Origin of the sequence: Polynucleobacter sp. AP-Jannik-300A-C4 (genome assembly GCF_018688335.1) — a bacterium.
Classification (GTDB): Bacteria; Pseudomonadota; Gammaproteobacteria; order Burkholderiales; family Burkholderiaceae; genus Polynucleobacter.
Genome location: NZ_CP061316.1, coordinates 1,576,478 through 1,595,754, shown reverse-complemented (window position 1 = coordinate 1,595,754; position 19,277 = coordinate 1,576,478). Strand labels below are relative to the sequence as shown.

Sequence of the window (19,277 nt, the reverse complement as noted above, 5' to 3'; positions counted from 1 at the left end):
GAAAATAGAGCCATGAACGACATCAACACCGCCTTTCTCAAACAGCAAACCATGCCGGATATTCAGTCCTCGCATGATGAGCGTGCTTTACCAATTGAGCAGGTGGGTATTCGGGGATTACGTCATCCATTAAGCATTCGTACTCAGACAGGTGTGATGCCAGCTGTCGGTAATTTTGAGATGGATGTGGCTTTGCCTGCGCATGTGAAGGGCACCCACATGTCCCGCTTCATTGCGCTCTTACAAAAACACAATGAACCAATTGATAGCGCATCTGTCGTAGCTATGGTGCGTGAGATGTTGCCCCTGCTGAATGCAACAGAAGGTCGTATTCAGTTTACTTATACACACTTCGTTAAAAAAGCTGCGCCCGTATCTGGTGTAGAAAGCTTGATGGATTACGAAGTGACTTGGACTGCTAAGGCAAAGCAGCATGCGCCTGGTGCAATTGACGTTGAGTTAAACCTTCGCGCCTTAGTTCCAGTGATGAGTTTGTGCCCTTGCTCAAAAGAGATTTCTGAATATGGCGCACACAATCAGCGCTCACACGTAACCATGTCTGTAGAGCTTGATCCGCAGACCAAGATGACGGTAGAAGATTTGGTTGCAGCCGCTGAGAGTCAAGCCTCTAGCGAGTTGTGGGGCTTGCTCAAGCGCCCTGACGAGAAGTGGGTTACTGAGCGCGCTTATGACAATCCGAAGTTTGTAGAAGACTTGGTGCGTGATGTGGCTGGCCAACTTAAGGATGACGAGCGTATTTTGTCTTTAGTGGTTGAGGCTGAGAATTTTGAGTCGATTCACAATCACAGCGCTTACGCCAAAATTAGCCTGACTAAGTAAGCAGCGCTAAAACGAGATTTACTTAAGCGAGATTATTGCTCGCCAAATCCCAGCGGGGTTTGATATCAAATGCGCCCGAAGTAGTTGAACCATTATTTTCTGCCAACATGCGGAGTGCTCCAGCAAATGCAATCATCACGCCGTTATCAGTACAGAGATCAACTGGTGGGTAGTGCACTTCAAATCGATTCTTATTGGCGCTAGCATTGAGCGCTGCGCGCAACTGCAAATTGGCACCCACTCCACCGGCCAGCACCAAATGCTTGCAGCCAGTTTGCTTGAGTGCTTTCTCGGATTTACTGACCAGCACCGCCACCAAAGAATCGACAAAGCTTCGTGCAAGATCCGCATGAAATAGCCCAATCTCGTCTGGATCGGTGATGCCCAATGCTTCAAATTTTTTCACCTGGTTCAAAACCGCTGTTTTGAGTCCCGAGAAGGAAAAATCCAGATCTCCCGAGTGCAGCATAGGTTTGGGTAGCTCAAATCTTCCGGATTGCCCTTTTTCTGCTAACTTCGAGATGGCTGCTCCGCCTGGGTAATCTAAGTCGAGTAATTTGGCAGTTTTATCAAAGGCTTCGCCGGCTGCATCATCCAAGGTTTCACCCAGAAGTTTGTACTTACCAACCCCACTCACCAGCATTAGCTGGGTATGTCCGCCAGAGACTAGGAGGGCAATAAAAGGAAATTCCGGTACAGAAACCCCTAAAAGTGGGGAAAGTAGGTGCCCTTCTAAGTGATGCACCCCAATCGATGGCAAATTAAGGCCTTGGGCTAAGGATTTGGCAAAAGCGCTGCCTACGAGTAGAGCTCCAGCCAAGCCTGGACCTTGGGTATAGGCTACTGCATCGATATCCTTTAATTTGAGGCCAGATTCATGCAAAGCATCGTCTAAAAGGGGTAAAACCCGCCTGATATGGTCCCTGGAGGCCAATTCTGGGACAACGCCCCCATAGTCACGGTGCATGGCAATTTGGGAGTGCAAAGCCTGCCCTAGGATGCCCTGATGGGCTGGAGCATGATTTTCCCAGGGGGCGGTGTCGTATATGGCTACCCCGGTCTCATCGCAAGAAGTTTCTATGCCTAAAACAATCATTTTTTTGCTTGGTCGTGCTAGAATCGCGTTTCAGTTAATTTTTTCGATATTTTTCGAGCATATACGAGTTAAACAAGTATGACTACAGTCCGCCTCCGTGAGAACGAACCTTTTGAAGTGGCATTGCGCCGTTTCAAGCGCACCATTGAAAAAAATGGTCTTTTGACAGACTTGCGTGCCCGCGAGTTCTACGAGAAGCCAACGGCTGAACGTAAGCGTAAAAAGGCCGCTGCTGCTAAACGCCATTACAAGCGTATTCGCAGCCAGATGTTGCCAAAGAAGCTTTACTAATCGAATTTAAAAGCTCTCCTCACCGAGAGGCTTTGAAACCCGCTGACGGTGAAACGCAGCGGGTTTTTGCTTTTGAATCAGCAGCAATTTATTAGATATTCAATACCGGGAAAAATGCCATGAGTCTGAAAGATCAAATCACCGAAGATATGAAAAACGCTATGCGTGCAAAAGAAGTGGCGCGCCTTGGAACTATTCGTCTTTTATTGGCGGCCATCAAACAGCGTGAAGTAGATGATCGCATTGTGATGGATGACGCGAGCGTGATTGCTACTGTTGAGAAAATGATTAAGCAGCGCAAGGACTCGATCTCTCAATTTGAAAAAGCCAATCGTGATGATTTAGTCGCTATTGAGGCGGCAGAGATGACTATTCTCCAAGACTACTTGCCAGCACAATTATCTGATGCGGAAGTAGAGGCAGCGGTAGCTGCTGCGGTTGCTTCGACAGGCGCTGCTGGCCCACAAGATATGGGCAAAGTGATTGGCGCTCTCAAAGGCCAATTGGCAGGTAAAGCCGATATGGGTAAAGTTTCTGGTTTAGTTAAAGCTGCGCTGGCTAAGTAAGTTGAAGATAAGTTAAGACTAAATACTTTAAAAGCCTCACCCACTACTGATGGCTCTGATACCCCAATCCTTCATTGCCGATTTATTGAATCGGGTCGACATCGTGGATGTGGTTGGGCAGCACGTGAAGTTAAAAAAAGCGGGCGCAAACTATCAAGGTTTGTGCCCCTTTCATTCTGAGAAATCTCCTTCTTTTTCAGTATCGCCTACCAAGCAGTTCTATCACTGCTTTGGTTGTGGAGCTCATGGCTCTGCCATTAGTTTTCTCATGGAGTATTCCGGTCTTGGCTATGTAGATGCCATTGAAGACTTAGCGCGTTCTGCAGGATTGGATGTCCCGCGTGAAGAGCGCACAGCGAATGATGTTGCACGCCAACAGCAGACCATGGCATTAAGTGAAGTCATGAGTGCAGCTGCTGATTGGTATCGCCAGCAACTCAAAGTGGCGCCACGTGCAGTGGAGTACCTTAAGGGGCGCGGCCTTACTGGTGAAATCGCTAAACGTTATGCCTTGGGTTATGCGCCAGATGGTTGGCAAGGGCTTGAGGCAGTCTTTGGTACCTATGCAAATGATGAAGTGGCAAAGACTTTACTTGAGGGTGGCTTGCTTATTCAGAGTGAGCAGACGGAAAATAAGCAAACAGCTAAACGCTATGATCGCTTCCGTGATCGCATCATGTTCCCGATTCGCAATCCCAAAGGTCAGACCATTGGCTTTGGTGGGCGAATCTTGGATCAAGGCGAACCGAAGTATTTAAATTCTCCAGAGACGCCTTTGTTCTCTAAAGGTAATACGCTCTATGGATTATTTGAAGCAAGGCAAGCCATCCGCTCTCAAGAATATGTTCTTGTATGCGAGGGCTACATGGATGTCGTGGCGCTGGCGCAGTTGGGCTTCCCTAATGCAGTGGCGACATTAGGCACGGCCTGTACTGCCAATCACGTGCGCATGTTGTTACGTCAAACAGATAAAGTGGTGTTTTCATTTGATGGCGACTCTGCTGGTCAGCGTGCTGCACAGCGCGCATTGGAAGCATGTCTGCCATTGATGTCTGATGACAAAGAGATTCGTTTCTTATTTTTACCAACGGAGCATGATCCTGACAGTTATGTCCGCGCCTATGGCGCACCTGCCTTTGAGAAGATCATTAAAGAAGCCATGTCGATTTCGAGCTTCTTCTTCAAAATTGCAAGTCAAGACCATGAGTTGACAACACCAGAGGGTAGGGCGCAAACCCACCATGCTGCAAAGCCTTTGTTGCTATCGATGCCTCCAATTGCGCTACGTACACAAATTTTGCGCGAGTTAGCCATTCGAACAAATTCAACAGCCGCTGAGTTGGAGTCTTTCTGTGGATTGACGGTGGCGCCTGTACCAGTGCAGCAAGGTTCTTACCCCAGCACCAATCAGCGCGCGCCCAATTTCAACCAAGGCAATTCTGGCAACAGAACTCAAGGCGCTCCATGGCAAGCATCCAAGGGTTCTGCTAAGCGAGTTGCAATACAAAATATTGCGCCACCACAAGCACCAACCGATTTAGCTGAGCAGATGTTGCGGGTCTTGATTCAGTTCCCACATTTGGGAAAAGCCTTAGATGCCAACAAGAGGGCCCTTGCTTTGCAGGCCTCAGAATTGCGTTCAGCAAAAGCATTGGAGCTTATGAAGGATTTATTGGCTCAATGCGACCAGATTGAGTTGATTCCTGGCGAGAATGGCAAGCCACCCGTAGTAGGTGCTGGCGCATTCGCTTTATTTCAGGAGCAATTATCCCGAAGTGAGTTAGCCCCGCTCTACGAGGTATTGAGAAAGCGGGTAATGGGCTCAGATTTGGATCTTGAAGGAGCGGTTGCGGATCTCGAAGGAGCGTTCAAAAAGCTTGAGCTCACCCACCTCAAATCAGAAATGACGGAAATCGCTCAAAAGATTGCTGGCAGCACTGCTACTGAGCAAGATCGGGCTCGATATCGCGAGTTGGGCGAAAGATTGAAGTTCTCCTAAGAATTTTCTGATTTAAGCTCAGAAAACCCGAAATTACCCCCCAATTTTTACTCTTATTGGGGGTAAAAAAGTCACAATCGACTATAATCCTCTATTCCCAGAAAAAAACCGATTTAATTCAGCCACTTGCGCTTTATTTTGAAGAAATTTGGGGCAAGTGGACAGCGAGACTGTTTTTAAGCAGTCGAGATCAATCATCAGTAACGTGAGTAAGTGCTAATAAATGCCAAACATTAAGAAAAAACCAGCTAAACCAGCCGCCAAGCCAGCGAAGGTAGCAGCTAAGCCAGCAGCAAAAGCTAAGGCTCCGGCTAAACCAGTTGCCAAAGCAAAGGCACCTGCAAAGCCAATCAAAGCGGTAGCTAAGCCAGTTAAAGCACCAGCAAAACCAGCACCGAAAGCGAAGGCTCCAGCTAAGCCGGTAGCAAAAGCACCTGCTAAACCCGTGAAAGCTCCCGCTAAGGCTGTCAAGCCAGCACCGAAAGCAAAGGCTCCAGTTAAGCCAGTAGCCAAAGCACCTGCGAAACCAGTAAAGGCTCCTGCAAAAGCCGCAGCTAAGCCAAGCAAGGTGCCAGCAAAACCTGTTGCTAGGACACCTGTAAAAGCTCCAGCAAAAGTCGAGGCGCCAAAAAAAGGTAAAGCTGCTGCCCCTAAAGTTGAGGCGGTAAAGGCAGTGAAGCCAGCAAAAGAAGTTAAAGAAGCTAAGGGTAAAAAAGCCAAGGACATTGAAGTTGAGGTAGTAGTAACTGAGGAAGTTAAAAAAGGGCGCAAGCCAAAAGCGGATGCCCCTGCCGAAGGTGCTGAGCCAGTACTGACCGATCGCCAAAAGGCGCGTGAGCGCAAAGCAAAAGAGAAGGCTCTCTTAAAAGAATTTGCAGCACAACAGTTGGGCTCTGAAGAGCAACAAGAACTTCGTCGTACCCGCCTGAAGACATTGATCAAGATGGGTAAGTCCAAGGGTTATTTAACTCATGGCGAAATGAATGACGTAATGTCAGATGAATTGTCCGATGCAGATGCATTGGAAACTCTGATCAGCTTATTAAACGATATCAACATTACTGTTTATGAGCAGGCTCCAGATGCTGAGACACTGCTCTTAAATGAGAACGCTTCAGCAACCACTTCTGAGGAAGAAGCAGAGGAAGAGGCGGAAGCCGCTTTAGCTACTGTTGATTCAGAGTTCGGGCGTACAACCGATCCAGTGCGCATGTATATGCGCGAAATGGGTACCGTTGACCTCTTGACCCGTGAAGGCGAGATCGTCATCGCGAAAAAGATTGAGGCCGGTCTTAAAGACATGGTGATGGCTTTGGCTGCTTGCCCAGTCACAATCGGCGAGATCTTGGTAAACGTAGACAAGATTGCTAGTGGTGAGATGGAGATTGATCAGTTCGTTGATGGATTGGTTGATCCTAATGCTGAAGATATCAAGCTTGGACCAGAAGAGCCAGAAGTTGACCCAGATGCCGAAGAAGGTGATGAGGATGGTGGCGATGATGAAGGTGGTGGCGGTGGTGGCGGTGCGGCTACAGCTAACGCTAAGCAGTTAGAAGAATTGAAGCAAATCTCATTAGAGAAGTTTGCAATTGTTCGCACTCAAGCTGACAAAATGCGCCGTGCTTTTGATAAAGAGGGTTACAACTGCCCAGCCTATATCAAGGCACAAGAAGCTATTCGTGGTGAGTTGCTTGGTTTCCGTTTAACTGCCAAGAGTGTTGAGAAGTTATGCGACACCATGCGTTCACAGGTAGACCAAGTTTGGAAACTCGAACGCGGCATTGTGAGTTTGTTGGTAGATAAAGTTGGCGTCAATCGTGGTGATGTATTAAAAGACTTCCCGAAGATGTCAATGAACTTAGAGTGGGTTAATAAGCTACTCAAAGAAAACAAGCCATACACAGCATTGCTGCAACGAAACGTTCCAGCGATTCAAGAGCTTCAACAGAAGTTAATTGATATTCAAACTCGCGTTGTATTGCCACTTCCAGAATTAAAAGAAGTGAACAAGCAAATGATCGCCGGCGAAAAGCGTGCACGTGAAGCGAAGCGTGAAATGACTGTAGCCAACTTACGATTGGTTATCTCGATTGCTAAGAAATACACCAACCGTGGTTTGCAGTTCTTGGATTTGATTCAGGAAGGCAATATCGGTTTGATGAAGGCGGTAGATAAGTTTGAATACCGTCGTGGTTATAAGTTCTCTACTTATGCAACTTGGTGGATCCGTCAGGCGATTACTCGTTCGATCGCTGACCAAGCTCGTACGATCCGTATCCCAGTTCATATGATTGAGACAATCAATAAGATGAACCGTATTAGCCGTCAGATCTTGCAAGAAACTGGCCATGAGCCAGATGCGGCGACCATGGCACTCAAGATGGAAATTCCTGAGGACAAGATTCGCAAGATTATGAAGATTGCTAAAGAGCCAATCTCCATGGAAACACCAATTGGTGACGATGAAGATTCTCATTTGGGTGACTTTATTGAGGATGGCAATACATTAGCTCCGGCTGAAGCGGCACTGCACGACTCTATGCGTGATGTGGTTAAGGATGTATTGGATTCATTAACACCACGTGAAGCAAAAGTATTGCGTATGCGCTTTGGTGTTGAGATGAGCACAGACCATACTCTTGAAGAGGTTGGTAAACAGTTTGACGTGACGCGTGAGCGTATTCGTCAGATTGAAGCCAAGGCCTTGAGAAAAATGCGTCATCCAAGCCGTAGCGACAAACTCAAGACCTTCCTCGAAGAAGATTGATCCAAAGACTAACGGGCCCATAGCTCAGTTGGTTAGAGCAGAGGACTCATAATCCTTTGGTCCCAGGTTCAAGTCCTGGTGGGCCCACCAGAAATGAAAATACCAACCTTCGGGTTGGTATTTTTTTTTGAGCGTTACTTTAAGTAACACTTGAGGGGCTGCTTTCGGCCAATAACGGCCCGTCAATATCTTAAGAGCTGGCCTTAAATAGCAAATTCAGTGATTCGCTATATTCGGAGGCACTCAAAGATTTTTCATCCATGAATACACTTTGCAAAGTAAACCCCGGTATCAATAATCCAAAGAGTGTCACAGATAAGTTTTGTACATTTTGGGTTTTGGTGATTTGCCCCTTTTTCTGCAGGATAAGAATCTTTTGCTCTAATGCATTACGAATTCTTTCAAAGTACACAAGCATTGTTTTTCGTACGTCGGCATCTACCATTGCTAATGACCATGCATGAAAAGCCATCCCTTTACCTGGCCCTTTAGTTATTTCTTCAGCAAAGCTAGCCAGTTCTTGAATAACATCCGACAGGCTTAAATCACGCTCATTAGATTCTTTAAGAATGGTCTCAATGCGCTCGCTATAGCGACCTAAATTTTGGGTAATGATGGTTTGAACAATCTCTTCTTTAGTTTTGAAGTGGTGATACAGATTTCCTCTGGAAAACCCCGATTCTTTCTGAATATCAGCTATGGAAGTACCAGCAAAGCCTTGTCTTGAAAAACAACTTCTTGCTGCCATCAGTATGGATTCCCTGCCTTTGATCGCGCTTCCTTCTGCGTACTTGAGTAAACGCTTTTTAGGACCGCTTTTCTGACCGGTCTTGATAACGGGTGAGTTTGACTTCGCGGTACTTTTTCTGGGTGCAGACTTAATATTCATGGCAATAGAGCCCTTATAAACCGACCGCTTGTTAATAATTATTAGCTATACAGATAACGTAATGTCGTTCATTCTTAAAAACAAAGCAAGTCGGTCGGTTCATTTCTTCAGCAAAAAGTAAGTGTTTAAAAGATTTATAAATCTTTTATTTAACAAAGGCTTGTCATGGTTAATAAATTCAGAATTCTGTTATTGATTTTATTGGGTCAGATTTTTTGCTGCGTGGCAATGGCGCAAACTCCAAAATCTAATTCATCTAGCCTGGTTGTCGATTCAAATTTGAGCGCTGCAGGTCGATGGATGGTGGATGCGAATGGTAGGGTTGTTATCTTGCGTGGCGTCAATATGATTAACAAAAATTCTCCATACACATTATCAAGCGCTGGATTTCGCGAAGAAGATGCCAAGTTAATCCAAGCAGCAGGCATGAATGTTGTGAGGGTGGGATTAATCTGGGAAGCGATAGAGCCTTATCCTGGAAAATACGATGATGCATATTTGGCTGATATGGCCAAAACTATCGCAATGCTTCATGCCCAAGGAATTAATACTTTGCTAGATATGCATCAAGATCAATATGGTAAAGCGTGCAATGGTGTGGGTGCTCCCGTATGGGCAACGGTTATAGACGGTAAGCAGTTTCCAAATGGGTGCAATCCTAATAAATTACCTTTCCCGAAAGGTGAATTAACTGACCCCAGCGTTTCAAATGTCTGGGATAGTTTCTGGTCAAACAAAAGTAGCACCTCAACCGGCTTAATTGGATTGCAGGATCGCTATACATCTATGTGGGCCTATGTGACAAAAAGACTTCAAGGTGTTCCTGGAATCATCGGTTATGAAATTATGAATGAACCATACCCTGGAACTCTGTGTAAAGCTGGGGAATTAGGTGAAGAGTGCACCTCTTTTGATAAAAACAGCTACGCTAAATTTATTCAAAAAGTCAGTAGCGGCATTAGAAGCGTCGATTCAAAGAAATTAATTTATTTTGAGCCAAGCGTATTTTTTGACTTTGGCACAGCAACTCAGATTACGCCACCATCTCAGTCAAATATTGGATTTTCTTTTCATCCTTATTTAACTATGAAGCATGTACTGATAAATGCCTTGGATTACTCTGCAAAGAATCCATCATTAGCGATGTTTGCAACTGAATGGGGCGCATTTACTGGCACGAAGCCTCTATCAGAAGAGGCTGTAGCCATTGAGATTGTTGCCGGATCCTCAAATTTAGATAAAGCAAAAATGTCTGCTATTTACTGGGCCTATTCAAATCCTGCCCCAACTACTTTTTTACCAGATGCTTATAAACAAGGATTGATTTGGGATTTAAAAAAACCGCGAATGATGCCAAATCTGATGGTTGATCGGGTAAATGCTCTGACATGGCCGTATCCACAAGCTATTGCTGGTACGCCTATCGACTGGTCTTTTGATCCCGTACGTAAATTATTTAAATTAACTTATCAAGCAACCAATCCAGTGGGTGTATCACTAGATAATGAATTGCAAACCGAGATCGCTTTGCCCGTAGAAAGATTTAGTCGTGGCTATGAGGTTTTTGTGGAAGGCGCGAGAGTCTCGTCTCCTCCAAATAGCCCAAAATTGATAATGCTAAATCTAAGAGATGCCAAGACTGTCAGTGTTGAAGTACAAGGCTTATAGCTGGTTAATTTGGAAGGCTTAATTTCGGCCCATCAAGTCATCTACCATTGGAGAGAAAGCTATGAAAAAAATCATCACATTAATTGCAGTTCTGAGCTTTAGCAGTGCATCACAGTCTCAGTTTGTTCAGCAAAACGAAAATCCATGGCTACCGCCGCCAAGCGTTCCAAACTATCATGCATGCCAGGCAGCATTTAATAATTATATGGACTGTCAGCCAGGGTGGGTCAATCATGGAAAACCGATGTGCGTTGAGATTACTCAGAATTATTATCAAACGCTTGATTGCCCAGCGGTATTTAAGTGGCAAGCAAGGGTGAATGCAAATGCTGCAGCTGGAAACCCGCCTAAATTTTTACCTTCTAGCATAAGGTGAGATTTAGTGAGAAGGGTGGAATTCACTCTCTCATATATTTGGAGAAAACTTTTTAGTTATTTTTAAGTTGGACTATTTGATGTGAAAATGATGGACTATCCGGTTATAAATTCTTTTCGCTACCATTGGTTCGATCTCGCACTTTTTTTTGCAGTTTTTTTATTTTTCGTGCTTCAAGCATATAAATTTGATAGCATGACTTTTCTTTTATTGCTTAGTCTTGGGGCACTCTTTCTTCATCAAGTTGAGGAGTGGCGATTCCCTGGTTACTTCCCTGGAATGGTCAATCGAGCTATGTTCAAGAGTGAGACTCCGGATCGTTACCCCTTAAATGCAAATAGCGGAATGCTGGTTAATGTCGTTCTGGGCTGGGGGGGATATTTATTGGCAGTCCTATTTTGGAAGCAGGCGCTTTGGTTAGCTATCGCCACTATATTAGTTTCAGTTGGGAATATATTTGCTCACACAATTGTTTTTAATATTAAAGGCAAGACCTTATATAACCCTGGGCTGATTACCTCTTGGTTGCTATTTGCACCCATTGTTTATTTTTTCTTTGATTTAGTGATTTCAGAAAATCTAGCTAGTCGATCTGATTGGGTTATTGGAATTATCTTGGGCGTAATTCTGAATTATTTCGGCGTATACAAAATGATCATTTGGTTGGCTGATATACATACCCCATACGTTTTCCCTGTGCGCTCTTTGATTCCAGGCGATAGGTAAGTTACCGCATGAAATATATTGCGTCGGGATTTATTTTTCCAGGTTTATTTTTTATGGCATGGTGGTTGACTATCTCAGGCTCTATTCCACCTGGAATGGTGCATACAAGTCTTTTTGAAGAGCGAGCCATCAATTGGCTCTTATTTTTTTGCGGGTTTGCTTTTATTTCTGCATCGGTGATGCATTCTCTTTTTGCCAAAAAGATGGCTAAGACTATTGGGTGGGTAACAAACGGCTTTCAGTATGAAATAGCAGCTGTCTCATTAGGGCTTGGCGTCTCTTGCTTTTACGCACTTTATTGGGGCAGGTCTGCCCAGGTCACCATTTCCATTTCAGTAGTTGCGTTTCTATTTTTTTCTGGCATAAATCATCTAAAGGAAGTCGTAATCAATAAAAACTTTGCCCCTAATAACACTCTCATTCTTATCTGGGACTTTGGGGTGTCAATATCTCTAGCTGTGTTGCTACTTTTACCTACTTAAACTTTAAGATTTTATGACCTTACCTCTCAAAAGAATTTTTACTGCCACACTTGCTGCTCTGACAGTTGGGGGCTGTACGACTCCACTCACTCCTGACTTTACTGAGATGTCGGCAAGTTATGCCAGCATCTTGGAGCAATATCAACTTAACAGTATTTTGATCAATATTGTTCGAGCCTCAAATGAGAGGCCGTTAAGCTTTTTAGATATTCCAAGCATCAATGGTTCTGGGAACGTTACAACATCTCCTTCTATCAGTGGATCAATGAATGGCTTTATAGGTGGCTTGGCTGGTGGTGCTGCTGGAATTACCTCGCTTAGCCCAAGCCTGAATTTATCTTTTGGCAACAGTTTTAACTTTTCACAATCATCGCTAGATAACGCAACCTTTTTGCGTGGTTTTTTATCCCAGATCCCCATTGAAACGGCAAAGTTCTTTATTTCTGATAACTTGCCTAGAGAAGTGATGTTCAGCCTAATTGTTAGCTCTATTCAAATTAAGAAGGCAGATGGTACTTCAGTGAAGTACATGAATAACCCGCTACTTCCAGAATATCCCGCATTTCAGGCGGAACTGTATCGCTTGCTGAGTTATGGCTTAACAGTAGACCAGGTGCAAGAAGAGCCAAAAAAACATAGTGCAGTCCCACTAGGTGGGATGCCGAACTATCAGCAACCCAATCCTTTTTCTGCTTATCCAGGAATGGGTGGGTATGGTGGTATGGGCGGGTATGGTGGGAGTGGGATGTATGGACAAACACAGCCCCAAACGCAATATAAGGTTTGCGTTGACGAGAACAAGTTCGCAAACTTTGTTAAAGAGGAATTTAGCCCTGAAATTTTCTGCAAATCAAATGCGGTTACTGGCAAGAAGAAATCCCCTAAGGCTGAATTGATTTTGACTGTTAGATCTACTAATAGCGTTTTTGAATTTCTTGGTCAGGTAGTAGCTGCTCAAAATCAACCTAAGCCATATATGGTTAGTTTGCCACCCTCTGAATCAACCTATGCTCGAAAAGTTGGTCAAGGGAACCAATATGCATTGCTTGTAGTTCGCAAGAATGATTCAAGCAGTAAAAGCTTTGCAAGCGTAAAAAATCTAGATGGTAATATTTACAGCATTCCATCCGAGGGCAATGGCTATTCGCCAATGGTGATTAAGATCATCTCGTCATTACTCAGTCTTAATAAGATCCCTGGCAGTATTCCAACTTCTCCTGGGATATTGCTAAGGTAATGGTCAGTGGGTTAGGTGCAATTTTTTTCAACCCATCTATATTTGCGAACATAACCTTTACTCCTATACATACAACCTCAATGATGAAACTCAATTTAGCAAGTTTTACGCGAAACTTCGATCTTTTACTAAAAAGCTGCTTGGCAGCCTTTTTAATTTTTTTAGCAAAAGATACGTTTGCACAAATGGAGGTATGCATGTCAAACTTTAAAACGTGTACCAACCAAACAAACATACAATACATTTGTGAAAGTAAATCAGACGAAGCGGTTGGAAAATGCGTAATGGAGTCTGGTGGTGGTAGCTGTCTTGCGGAAAAAATTATCTCTAACATCCCCAATTGGGAAAGCTGTTATGTCCGTAATAATCAAGTAAATTGGACTTTGTACGATCAACAAAATCGGGCTGCATCGGCATGTTTTCCATCTCGTACCCAGATTTATAATAGTTGCATGCAAAATTTCTATGCAAATCCTCTTTCTTGGCCTCAGCCTAACCCTTCGTGTTCCATGGAATTGAATCAATGCATGAATAACATCAGTCGGCCACCTCAGCCACCAAGGCCGTAATTTTTTTAACAAATTCTGATCTGCAACTGTCCATCGCAGTCATGACGCTATAGTGTCGACTTACCTAACCCTGAGTGGTTAGGGCCTCACTAAGACTCTAATATTTGTTACACACTTTATTGCACAGTGACACTTAGGCCACGCTGATTATTGTCCTGTTAGTGCAGGGCGGGCTAAATTGCATTATTAGTGGAAACAAATGCGTCCGCCAAAGTCTGCATTGGGTCGTTAGCGGCCGCTCATATCAATCCTCGATAGATAGAGGATAGTTAATTGTCTGTTCTAAATGAAACAAGTTTATTCGGCGTCTAGTTATGGGACGCTGAAATTAATAGACTGCATCATGGTCGCCAACATTGATCAACACAATTTCAGTTTCAGTAATGATCATTTCAATAACGATGCGATATTTCAAGTTGATCGAAATACTTTGCAATCCATCAAGTTTTCCTGATAAGCCATGGAGGCGAAGCGAGGGATGGTGCGGATTAAGTTCTAGTAGTTCAAGTGCTTTGGTGTATTGAGCCTCTGCATCAGGATGGCGCTTTAAAAACTTGGCGGCGCGCCTGTTGTACTGATCAGTAAAGATTAATTGCCAGGCCATTACGCGGCTTTAGTGATTTGCTTAAGACGCTTGATATGCTCGGCTACAGTTTCTTTCACAAACTTACCATTAGCCAAATCAGCTTTGGATTCGGCTAGAGCAGCCTCAAGCTCACATTCGCGTAGATATTGATATTGCTGTTGACTCATGACAACATATTTAATTTGCCCGCGCACAGAAACAGGCGCCTCTAGTTGGCCTAGTAAAGCGTCTTCAATGGCTTTAATGCCCTTGGTCTTTAAATCATTGGCTACAACAGCACCCATAACAACCTCCTAAATAATACGATTAATAATACTTTATATGGGATTATTAGACTTTGCAAGAAATATCCTAAATTAGCCATTGATGGGGATTCTTAAAGAGAATATGTAAGTCAATTCTGAATATTTTCCATATCTATCAATAACTTAGAAAGAAAACGCTAATTAATTTTTCTTAATGTGGTAAGGTATAAAAAAGCAGTCTTTTAACTCTTCAGTTAATCGCCGCGTGTGAATGCGTTGGCCAACGGTCATGCAAATCTACAGCATTCACCTTTCTTTCCATGAATCCCGTAGGAGAAAATATGAAAGTAGGTCTTATTGGTTTTGGAAAAACCGGACGTTCAGTTGCCACAGTTTTGCTTGAGTCAGAATCTGCACACTTGCAGTGGGTTGTTAGGCAATCCACCACGCTTGAGCATCGCTCGGCACCTGAATTTTTAGGAATTAAGACAGAAGATCCTGGACTCATTCATTCCAAAGATGAATTTACCGCAGATCAGTTGTTGGATCATATGCCAGTAGATGCCATTATCGACTTTTCAAATGAGTCGGGTTTTGAGTATTACGCTGAAGCTGCGGCAAAACGTGGAGTAATTATCGTAAGCGCAGTTTCTCAATATGAACCAGCAGCCCTTGCAAAATTAAAGAGTTTTCAAGATAGAACGGTGGTGATGCATTCACCTAACATTACATTGGGCATTAATTTCCTATTGATTGCCGCCAAAATTTTAAAAAATATTGCCCCATATACCGATATTGAAATTATTGAAGAGCACTTTAAGAAAAAGCCAGAAGTTTCTGGTACGGCCAAGGTTATAGCAAGTGAGCTTGATCTATCAGAAGATGCCATTAAAACTGTAAGGGCTGGTGGAATTATTGGCACGCACGAAATTTTATTTGGCTTCCCGTACCAAACTGTGCGACTTAAGCATGAATCTATTTCACGAGAGGCATTTGGAAATGGTATTTTATTTGCTATAGAGCAGCTGTCGGGTAAATCAAAAGGTTTTTATTCCATGGAAGATCTCTTGCTGCCATTCTTTAAGTTACAGGAAGACGAGCAAGAAATTACCTTACAAAACAGGAAGCCTTGGTGGAAGTTTTGGCTTAAGTCACAATAATTCATTCAGATTTAGCATCCTAGGACTGGTCAGCCCAGCCCTGGGCCACCAAGAAACATTTTTTTCAGATCAATCTCTGAGCTTTAGCTGCTTGATATTTTAGTGCTACCTGAACCAAATTAGCTGCTCGATTAACCTTGAGCTTTTCCATGATGTTTGCTCGATGCGCTTCTACAGTTTTAATTGAAATTCCAAGGTCGGCTCCAACTTGCTTATTAATTCTGCCGGCAACGATGCGATCGAGAACATCAAGCTCCCTAGGGGTGAGAAGTTTAAATCGTTCGTTCATCTGCTCAAGGGTAGTAGTTTGCTCTTGTATTGAGTGTGCCTTAGAGAGCATTTGACTAATGAGATCACAAAGCGCATTTTCTTTGACAGGTTTTTGAATAAAGTCACAAGCCCCTTTCTTTAAAGTATGGACTGCCGTAGTAACATCTCCGTGACCTGTAATAAAGGCGATTGGAATATTGATGTTTAAATCTAATAGCTTTTCTTGCAGCTCGATCCCGGATATGCCACCAAGATGAATATCGATCAGGGCGCAACTTGGAGCTTGTAAGTCGGTAGATTCTAAGGATGTTAAAAATCTCTCGGCACTTTCGTGTGGACTGACCTTTAATCCATTTGCTTTGAGAAGTAGTGCTAACGAATCTCGCACAGCCTCATCATCATCGATTACATAGACGACACCAGTCCTCGCCAGAGGATTGCTGTCAAGTGAGTTAGATATTGCCTGCTCGACATTCATAAGAGGATCGTATTGATCTTTTGAGCAACTATTTCAAGGGTTTCTTGAGAATTTCTGGCTATCGTGCCACCGCTGCATTCGCCTATAACAAAGTAGTTATCTTTATGAATATAGATGTCAATATAAAGATCGCTCTTGTGGGTACCAATCACAATGTGGAGTACGGGCTCATGAGTAGCTCTGTTATAGCTTTCGGTAAAACTGGTGTAATCAAAATTATCAGGATACTCTTTGGTAGTTTGGCGAATTTGATTACTAATACCTTCAACCAGCTTGCAATATTCTTGATAAAAAAGCGGGTTAGAGTGTCGCAACTCCTCAATGATTCTGGCATGAAGCGCGCTAGTCACCATGATCGCTAATTTAGTGGTTCTAGATGAACGAAAGCTTCTAACTTATTTAGACTGCCTCGCCCCTCGATAACTGCTAGGGCTAGAGCTTTATTTTTAAAGTCTTGAATACTAGGGTGGGAGCCATCTTCGCCCAATGAGATGACATAAGTCCACAGGACCTGATCTCTTTGATTTTTTCGATAGATATCCACGATTCGCTTCATCGATCCCCCTATGAAAAATAACTATACCCCTAGGTAAGTGAACTAACTGTATTTTTTCATAGTGCACCGCCGCAAAAAGCTAGGTATTTCGAGGGATCGGGTATTGAGCTAGTGCAATCTTTTGCCGTTTCAAACGACAAGGCAATGCTCTATAGTTGTTTACTCTTAAGTTGCTCAATCATCCAATTGCGAAATTTCACAAACGCCTCTTGGTGATCAAGGGCGACAATAGTCTCCACATCTGTATGACCATCCGACAGTTTGTAGCTTACTGCCCAGTATTTTCCACCAGCATTTTCAATGGAAATAATTTCGTAATGTTTCATGGGGATAAAGTTTATCTAACTATTCTGAAAATTAATTCATTGCCTAAGTAATTTAATCTTCAAGCGTGCATCCAAAGTGATAAAGGTCTGCATAAGCGTTATCCCTTAGTGCCGTTGAGCTCAACTGGCTCGGGGGGGGGGGTAAAATTATGCCCAATCTTGGTGCTAAAAACTCTCCACCAAAAAACTAACTCAAATAGCGAATGAATTTAGAAACCACCTCCAGTAGTGACTCGTATAACAACTTTACGCATCCGATGCTGGAGATTGCTGTATCCAACCTTAATCGTGGTCGCTACGAAGCGGCGTTCGATATCTTTTGGGACTTAGCCTATAACGAATTAGATGCTGAAGCCCAGTTTGCGCTTACCAAGATGTGTTTTGATGGGCATTTGGATGCTCAGCAAATAGAAAAACTCTTTGACTGGGTCAATTCCAATAGCAGTCTTGGTAATGGTTATGCACTCTTTAATGTAGCCCTCATGCATGAGCGTGGCATGGGGAGTATTAAGCGCGATATGAAGGTTGCTGTTGAATACTACGAAAAGGCAATCAGAGAAGAAATCCTAGATGCCTATTGCAACCTTGGCAATATTTACGTTGTAGGTACCGGTGAAGATCAAGGGATCAAGAAAAATATCCGAAGAGGGGTAGAGCTTTTGACTGTGGGGGCCAATGAAGGCAGTCGCCAATCGGCCTACAACCTCGGAGTCTTATACGAAAAAGGTGAGCATGTTCAGCAAGATCATCACAAAGCATTTTATTTTCTAACGCTCGCAACGTTACTTAGGCATCAGCATGCCCATCGCTGCTTAATTATCATGCAGCATGCAATCAAAAAGGACTTTACCAAAGAATTTGATGCTGCTGAGCAGCAGTGGCGCAAGATTGAAAACTTGCGAACAATGTACAGGGTTTTATAGTCATGTTTAATGAAAATGCACCTGGTGTTTTGGTAGTTGGCACTGGCGTGGTGATGAAGGGTGATATGTATGCCCCTGAACTTATTTTTACTTCAGGACAATTAGAAGGTGTCATTCAATCTAAAAATATTTATGTTGCTCAGGATGGCAGTATTGGCGGGGTAGTAGAAGGAGAGCAAATAGATATTGCTGGAAAAGCCAATCAAAATATTCATGCCATACAAGAACTTACCATCCGCTCTACAGGTATTGTTAGTGGCAATATTACCTACGGTGAATTAACCATGGAGAAGGGCGGAAAATTATCAGGCACTTTGTATGTGGCTCAGTCGCCTTCTGGTGCCTTAGCAGGTGACTACTTAACTCCACAATCTAATCAACTGTCTACCGAGCAAGAATAAAAACTATCCAACTTTAAAAGGTTAATGCATGAGTGATGAGTTCTCTCAACTGGAATTAGGTCAACTTAACCTGCAAAGGGGGCGCTTTGATGCGGCTTTCAATATTTTTTATGGACTGGCCAAAGATCAAGGCAACGAGGAAGCCAATTACGCACTAACCAAGATGTGTTTTGATGGCGTACTTAATCCTGAGCAAGCAAATACGCTATTCATACTACAAAACTCGAATAGCAGCTTAGGTAATGGCTATGCTCACTTTAATGTGGGGTTGATGTATGAGCGCGGTATTGGTGAGATACAGCAAGACTATAAAACTGCTGTGGAGTATTACGAAAAAGCTATTAAAGAAGAAGTGATTGACGCCTACTGTAATCTTGGCAATCTGTATGTCTCTGGATTAGGCGCTGATCATGGTATTGCCAGGAATGTTGACAAGGGAATGGATTTGTTAATTAAAGGTGCAGAAGAGGGTAGTAGGCAAGCAGCATTTACTCTAGGGTCGATCTACACTAATGGTGAATTGGTTGAGAGAAATGTAAAACAAGGCTACTATTATCTGACACTTGCTGCATTTGCTAAGCATGATCAAGCTAAGCGTGCCTTACTGATATTCGAGCATGCTTACCGAGATAACTATTCAGAAGAGTTTGCAGAAGCAGAGCGTCAACATTGGAAGATTGAGAATATGCGGCGACTGTACAAATGTATATAAACCTGAGTGGTAATAGTTTGAATTATTGTTTTTTCTAATCAATCAGAGTCTAAAAATTTAGTATCAGTTTTTTTGTTGTTTTGTTTGGATTCATTGTGAGTTTAAATATAAGGC

Annotated in this window: 22 protein-coding genes and 1 tRNA gene; 15 read left to right on the top strand and 8 right to left on the bottom strand. The window is 43.4% G+C overall.

Going from position 1 to position 19,277, the window contains the following annotated elements:
- Positions 1-12: 12 nt before the first annotated feature.
- Positions 13-840, top strand: a complete 828-nt coding sequence (folE2, locus tag FD975_RS08395; protein ID WP_215301841.1) for a GTP cyclohydrolase FolE2 — start codon at positions 13-15, stop codon at positions 838-840.
- 22 nt (positions 841-862) lie between these two features.
- On the opposite strand, the gene tsaD is transcribed toward folE2, so the two are convergent.
- Complete coding sequence (gene tsaD / locus FD975_RS08390; protein WP_215301840.1) at positions 863-1,936, bottom strand: tRNA (adenosine(37)-N6)-threonylcarbamoyltransferase complex transferase subunit TsaD; 1,074 nt, start codon at positions 1,934-1,936, stop codon at positions 863-865.
- Positions 1,937-2,014: 78 nt separating this feature from the next.
- On the opposite strand from tsaD, the gene rpsU reads away from it, so the two are divergent.
- From rpsU to FD975_RS08365, 5 genes are all read left to right on the top strand, one after another.
- A complete protein-coding gene (gene rpsU / locus FD975_RS08385; protein ID WP_011903537.1) occupies positions 2,015-2,227 on the top strand; it encodes a 30S ribosomal protein S21 in 213 nt (70 codons plus the stop codon).
- 119 nt (positions 2,228-2,346) lie between these two features.
- Positions 2,347-2,793: a GatB/YqeY domain-containing protein gene (locus FD975_RS08380; RefSeq protein WP_215301838.1), complete on the top strand. Its 447-nt coding sequence runs from the start codon at positions 2,347-2,349 to the stop codon at positions 2,791-2,793.
- A gap of 55 nt (positions 2,794-2,848) precedes the next feature.
- The gene (gene dnaG, locus FD975_RS08375; protein ID WP_215303950.1) at positions 2,849-4,792 is read left to right on the top strand and encodes a DNA primase; all 1,944 of its coding nucleotides are present in this window, start codon (positions 2,849-2,851) and stop codon (positions 4,790-4,792) included.
- A 223-nt stretch (positions 4,793-5,015) separates the two neighbouring features.
- Entirely contained in the window at positions 5,016-7,559 is a 2,544-nt protein-coding gene (gene rpoD, locus FD975_RS08370; protein ID WP_215301836.1) for an RNA polymerase sigma factor RpoD, read from the top strand.
- A 13-nt stretch (positions 7,560-7,572) separates the two neighbouring features.
- Positions 7,573-7,649: transfer RNA gene (locus FD975_RS08365), tRNA-Ile, on the top strand.
- A 100-nt stretch (positions 7,650-7,749) separates the two neighbouring features.
- On the opposite strand, the gene FD975_RS08360 is transcribed toward FD975_RS08365, so the two are convergent.
- Entirely contained in the window at positions 7,750-8,448 is a 699-nt protein-coding gene (locus tag FD975_RS08360) for a TetR/AcrR family transcriptional regulator (RefSeq protein WP_215301834.1), read from the bottom strand.
- A gap of 165 nt (positions 8,449-8,613) precedes the next feature.
- Here FD975_RS08360 and FD975_RS08355 point away from each other — a divergent pair, with 165 nt between their 5' ends.
- The 5 genes from FD975_RS08355 to FD975_RS08335 all read left to right on the top strand — a co-directional run bounded on the left by FD975_RS08355 (position 8,614) and on the right by FD975_RS08335 (position 12,937).
- Positions 8,614-10,116 (top strand): cellulase family glycosylhydrolase, encoded by a 1,503-nt coding sequence (locus tag FD975_RS08355; protein ID WP_215301832.1) that lies wholly within the window; start codon positions 8,614-8,616, stop codon positions 10,114-10,116.
- Positions 10,117-10,177: 61 nt separating this feature from the next.
- Positions 10,178-10,492, top strand: a complete 315-nt coding sequence (locus tag FD975_RS08350) for a hypothetical protein (protein WP_215301830.1) — start codon at positions 10,178-10,180, stop codon at positions 10,490-10,492.
- Between the two features lie 195 nt (positions 10,493-10,687).
- The gene (locus FD975_RS08345) at positions 10,688-11,218 is read left to right on the top strand and encodes an HXXEE domain-containing protein (protein ID WP_215301829.1); all 531 of its coding nucleotides are present in this window, start codon (positions 10,688-10,690) and stop codon (positions 11,216-11,218) included.
- A gap of 8 nt (positions 11,219-11,226) precedes the next feature.
- The gene (locus tag FD975_RS08340; RefSeq protein WP_215301827.1) at positions 11,227-11,700 is read left to right on the top strand and encodes a DUF6790 family protein; all 474 of its coding nucleotides are present in this window, start codon (positions 11,227-11,229) and stop codon (positions 11,698-11,700) included.
- Positions 11,701-11,713: 13 nt separating this feature from the next.
- Complete coding sequence (locus tag FD975_RS08335; RefSeq protein WP_215301825.1) at positions 11,714-12,937, top strand: hypothetical protein; 1,224 nt, start codon at positions 11,714-11,716, stop codon at positions 12,935-12,937.
- 897 nt (positions 12,938-13,834) lie between these two features.
- On the opposite strand, the gene FD975_RS08330 is transcribed toward FD975_RS08335, so the two are convergent.
- Together FD975_RS08330 and FD975_RS08325 are read right to left on the bottom strand one after the other, a co-directional pair.
- Positions 13,835-14,110 carry a hypothetical protein gene (locus FD975_RS08330; RefSeq protein ID WP_215301824.1) on the bottom strand — a complete coding sequence of 92 codons (276 nt, stop codon included), beginning with the start codon at positions 14,108-14,110 and terminating at the stop codon, positions 13,835-13,837.
- Positions 14,110-14,376, bottom strand: coding sequence for a hypothetical protein (locus FD975_RS08325; RefSeq protein ID WP_215301820.1), 267 nt, complete (start codon positions 14,374-14,376; stop codon positions 14,110-14,112). Before FD975_RS08325 ends, FD975_RS08330 begins: the two co-directional genes overlap by 1 nt.
- A gap of 302 nt (positions 14,377-14,678) precedes the next feature.
- Here FD975_RS08325 and FD975_RS08320 point away from each other — a divergent pair, with 302 nt between their 5' ends.
- On the top strand, positions 14,679-15,497 hold the full coding sequence (locus FD975_RS08320; protein ID WP_215301818.1) for a 4-hydroxy-tetrahydrodipicolinate reductase: 819 nt from the start codon (positions 14,679-14,681) through the stop codon (positions 15,495-15,497).
- A gap of 64 nt (positions 15,498-15,561) precedes the next feature.
- Here the strand turns inward: FD975_RS08320 and FD975_RS08315 are convergent, their stop codons facing one another.
- From FD975_RS08315 to FD975_RS08300, 4 genes are all read right to left on the bottom strand, one after another.
- Entirely contained in the window at positions 15,562-16,245 is a 684-nt protein-coding gene (locus FD975_RS08315; RefSeq protein WP_215301816.1) for a response regulator transcription factor, read from the bottom strand.
- Entirely contained in the window at positions 16,242-16,598 is a 357-nt protein-coding gene (locus FD975_RS08310; RefSeq protein WP_215301814.1) for a hypothetical protein, read from the bottom strand. Before FD975_RS08310 ends, FD975_RS08315 begins: the two co-directional genes overlap by 4 nt.
- Positions 16,599-16,603: 5 nt before the next feature.
- Positions 16,604-16,801, bottom strand: coding sequence for a hypothetical protein (locus tag FD975_RS08305; RefSeq protein WP_215301812.1), 198 nt, complete (start codon positions 16,799-16,801; stop codon positions 16,604-16,606).
- Between the two features lie 149 nt (positions 16,802-16,950).
- Positions 16,951-17,127 carry a hypothetical protein gene (locus FD975_RS08300; protein ID WP_215301811.1) on the bottom strand — a complete coding sequence of 59 codons (177 nt, stop codon included), beginning with the start codon at positions 17,125-17,127 and terminating at the stop codon, positions 16,951-16,953.
- Between the two features lie 203 nt (positions 17,128-17,330).
- On the opposite strand from FD975_RS08300, the gene FD975_RS08295 reads away from it, so the two are divergent.
- The 3 genes from FD975_RS08295 to FD975_RS08285 are packed head-to-tail and all read left to right on the top strand — an operon-like array spanning position 17,331 to position 19,163.
- A complete protein-coding gene (locus FD975_RS08295; protein WP_215301809.1) occupies positions 17,331-18,050 on the top strand; it encodes a tetratricopeptide repeat protein in 720 nt (239 codons plus the stop codon).
- 2 nt (positions 18,051-18,052) lie between these two features.
- Positions 18,053-18,451, top strand: a complete 399-nt coding sequence (locus tag FD975_RS08290; RefSeq protein ID WP_215301807.1) for a polymer-forming cytoskeletal protein — start codon at positions 18,053-18,055, stop codon at positions 18,449-18,451.
- A 28-nt stretch (positions 18,452-18,479) separates the two neighbouring features.
- Complete coding sequence (locus FD975_RS08285; RefSeq protein WP_215301805.1) at positions 18,480-19,163, top strand: tetratricopeptide repeat protein; 684 nt, start codon at positions 18,480-18,482, stop codon at positions 19,161-19,163.
- Positions 19,164-19,277: the final 114 nt, after the last annotated feature.

Coding starts and splice junctions, on each gene's coding strand:
- folE2 (WP_215301841.1), top strand. CDS start 13: ATGAACGACATCAACACCGCCTTTCTCAAACAGCAAACCATGCCGGAT.
- tsaD (WP_215301840.1), bottom strand. CDS start 1,936: ATGATTGTTTTAGGCATAGAAACTTCTTGCGATGAGACCGGGGTAGCC.
- rpsU (WP_011903537.1), top strand. CDS start 2,015: ATGACTACAGTCCGCCTCCGTGAGAACGAACCTTTTGAAGTGGCATTG.
- FD975_RS08380 (WP_215301838.1), top strand. CDS start 2,347: ATGAGTCTGAAAGATCAAATCACCGAAGATATGAAAAACGCTATGCGT.
- rpoD (WP_215301836.1), top strand. CDS start 5,016: ATGCCAAACATTAAGAAAAAACCAGCTAAACCAGCCGCCAAGCCAGCG.
- FD975_RS08360 (WP_215301834.1), bottom strand. CDS start 8,448: ATGAATATTAAGTCTGCACCCAGAAAAAGTACCGCGAAGTCAAACTCA.
- FD975_RS08355 (WP_215301832.1), top strand. CDS start 8,614: ATGGTTAATAAATTCAGAATTCTGTTATTGATTTTATTGGGTCAGATT.
- FD975_RS08350 (WP_215301830.1), top strand. CDS start 10,178: ATGAAAAAAATCATCACATTAATTGCAGTTCTGAGCTTTAGCAGTGCA.
- FD975_RS08345 (WP_215301829.1), top strand. CDS start 10,688: ATGACTTTTCTTTTATTGCTTAGTCTTGGGGCACTCTTTCTTCATCAA.
- FD975_RS08340 (WP_215301827.1), top strand. CDS start 11,227: ATGAAATATATTGCGTCGGGATTTATTTTTCCAGGTTTATTTTTTATG.
- FD975_RS08335 (WP_215301825.1), top strand. CDS start 11,714: ATGACCTTACCTCTCAAAAGAATTTTTACTGCCACACTTGCTGCTCTG.
- FD975_RS08330 (WP_215301824.1), bottom strand. CDS start 14,110: ATGGCCTGGCAATTAATCTTTACTGATCAGTACAACAGGCGCGCCGCC.
- FD975_RS08325 (WP_215301820.1), bottom strand. CDS start 14,376: ATGGGTGCTGTTGTAGCCAATGATTTAAAGACCAAGGGCATTAAAGCC.
- FD975_RS08320 (WP_215301818.1), top strand. CDS start 14,679: ATGAAAGTAGGTCTTATTGGTTTTGGAAAAACCGGACGTTCAGTTGCC.
- FD975_RS08315 (WP_215301816.1), bottom strand. CDS start 16,245: ATGAATGTCGAGCAGGCAATATCTAACTCACTTGACAGCAATCCTCTG.
- FD975_RS08310 (WP_215301814.1), bottom strand. CDS start 16,598: ATGGTGACTAGCGCGCTTCATGCCAGAATCATTGAGGAGTTGCGACAC.
- FD975_RS08305 (WP_215301812.1), bottom strand. CDS start 16,801: ATGAAGCGAATCGTGGATATCTATCGAAAAAATCAAAGAGATCAGGTC.
- FD975_RS08300 (WP_215301811.1), bottom strand. CDS start 17,127: ATGAAACATTACGAAATTATTTCCATTGAAAATGCTGGTGGAAAATAC.
- FD975_RS08295 (WP_215301809.1), top strand. CDS start 17,331: ATGAATTTAGAAACCACCTCCAGTAGTGACTCGTATAACAACTTTACG.
- FD975_RS08290 (WP_215301807.1), top strand. CDS start 18,053: ATGTTTAATGAAAATGCACCTGGTGTTTTGGTAGTTGGCACTGGCGTG.
- FD975_RS08285 (WP_215301805.1), top strand. CDS start 18,480: ATGAGTGATGAGTTCTCTCAACTGGAATTAGGTCAACTTAACCTGCAA.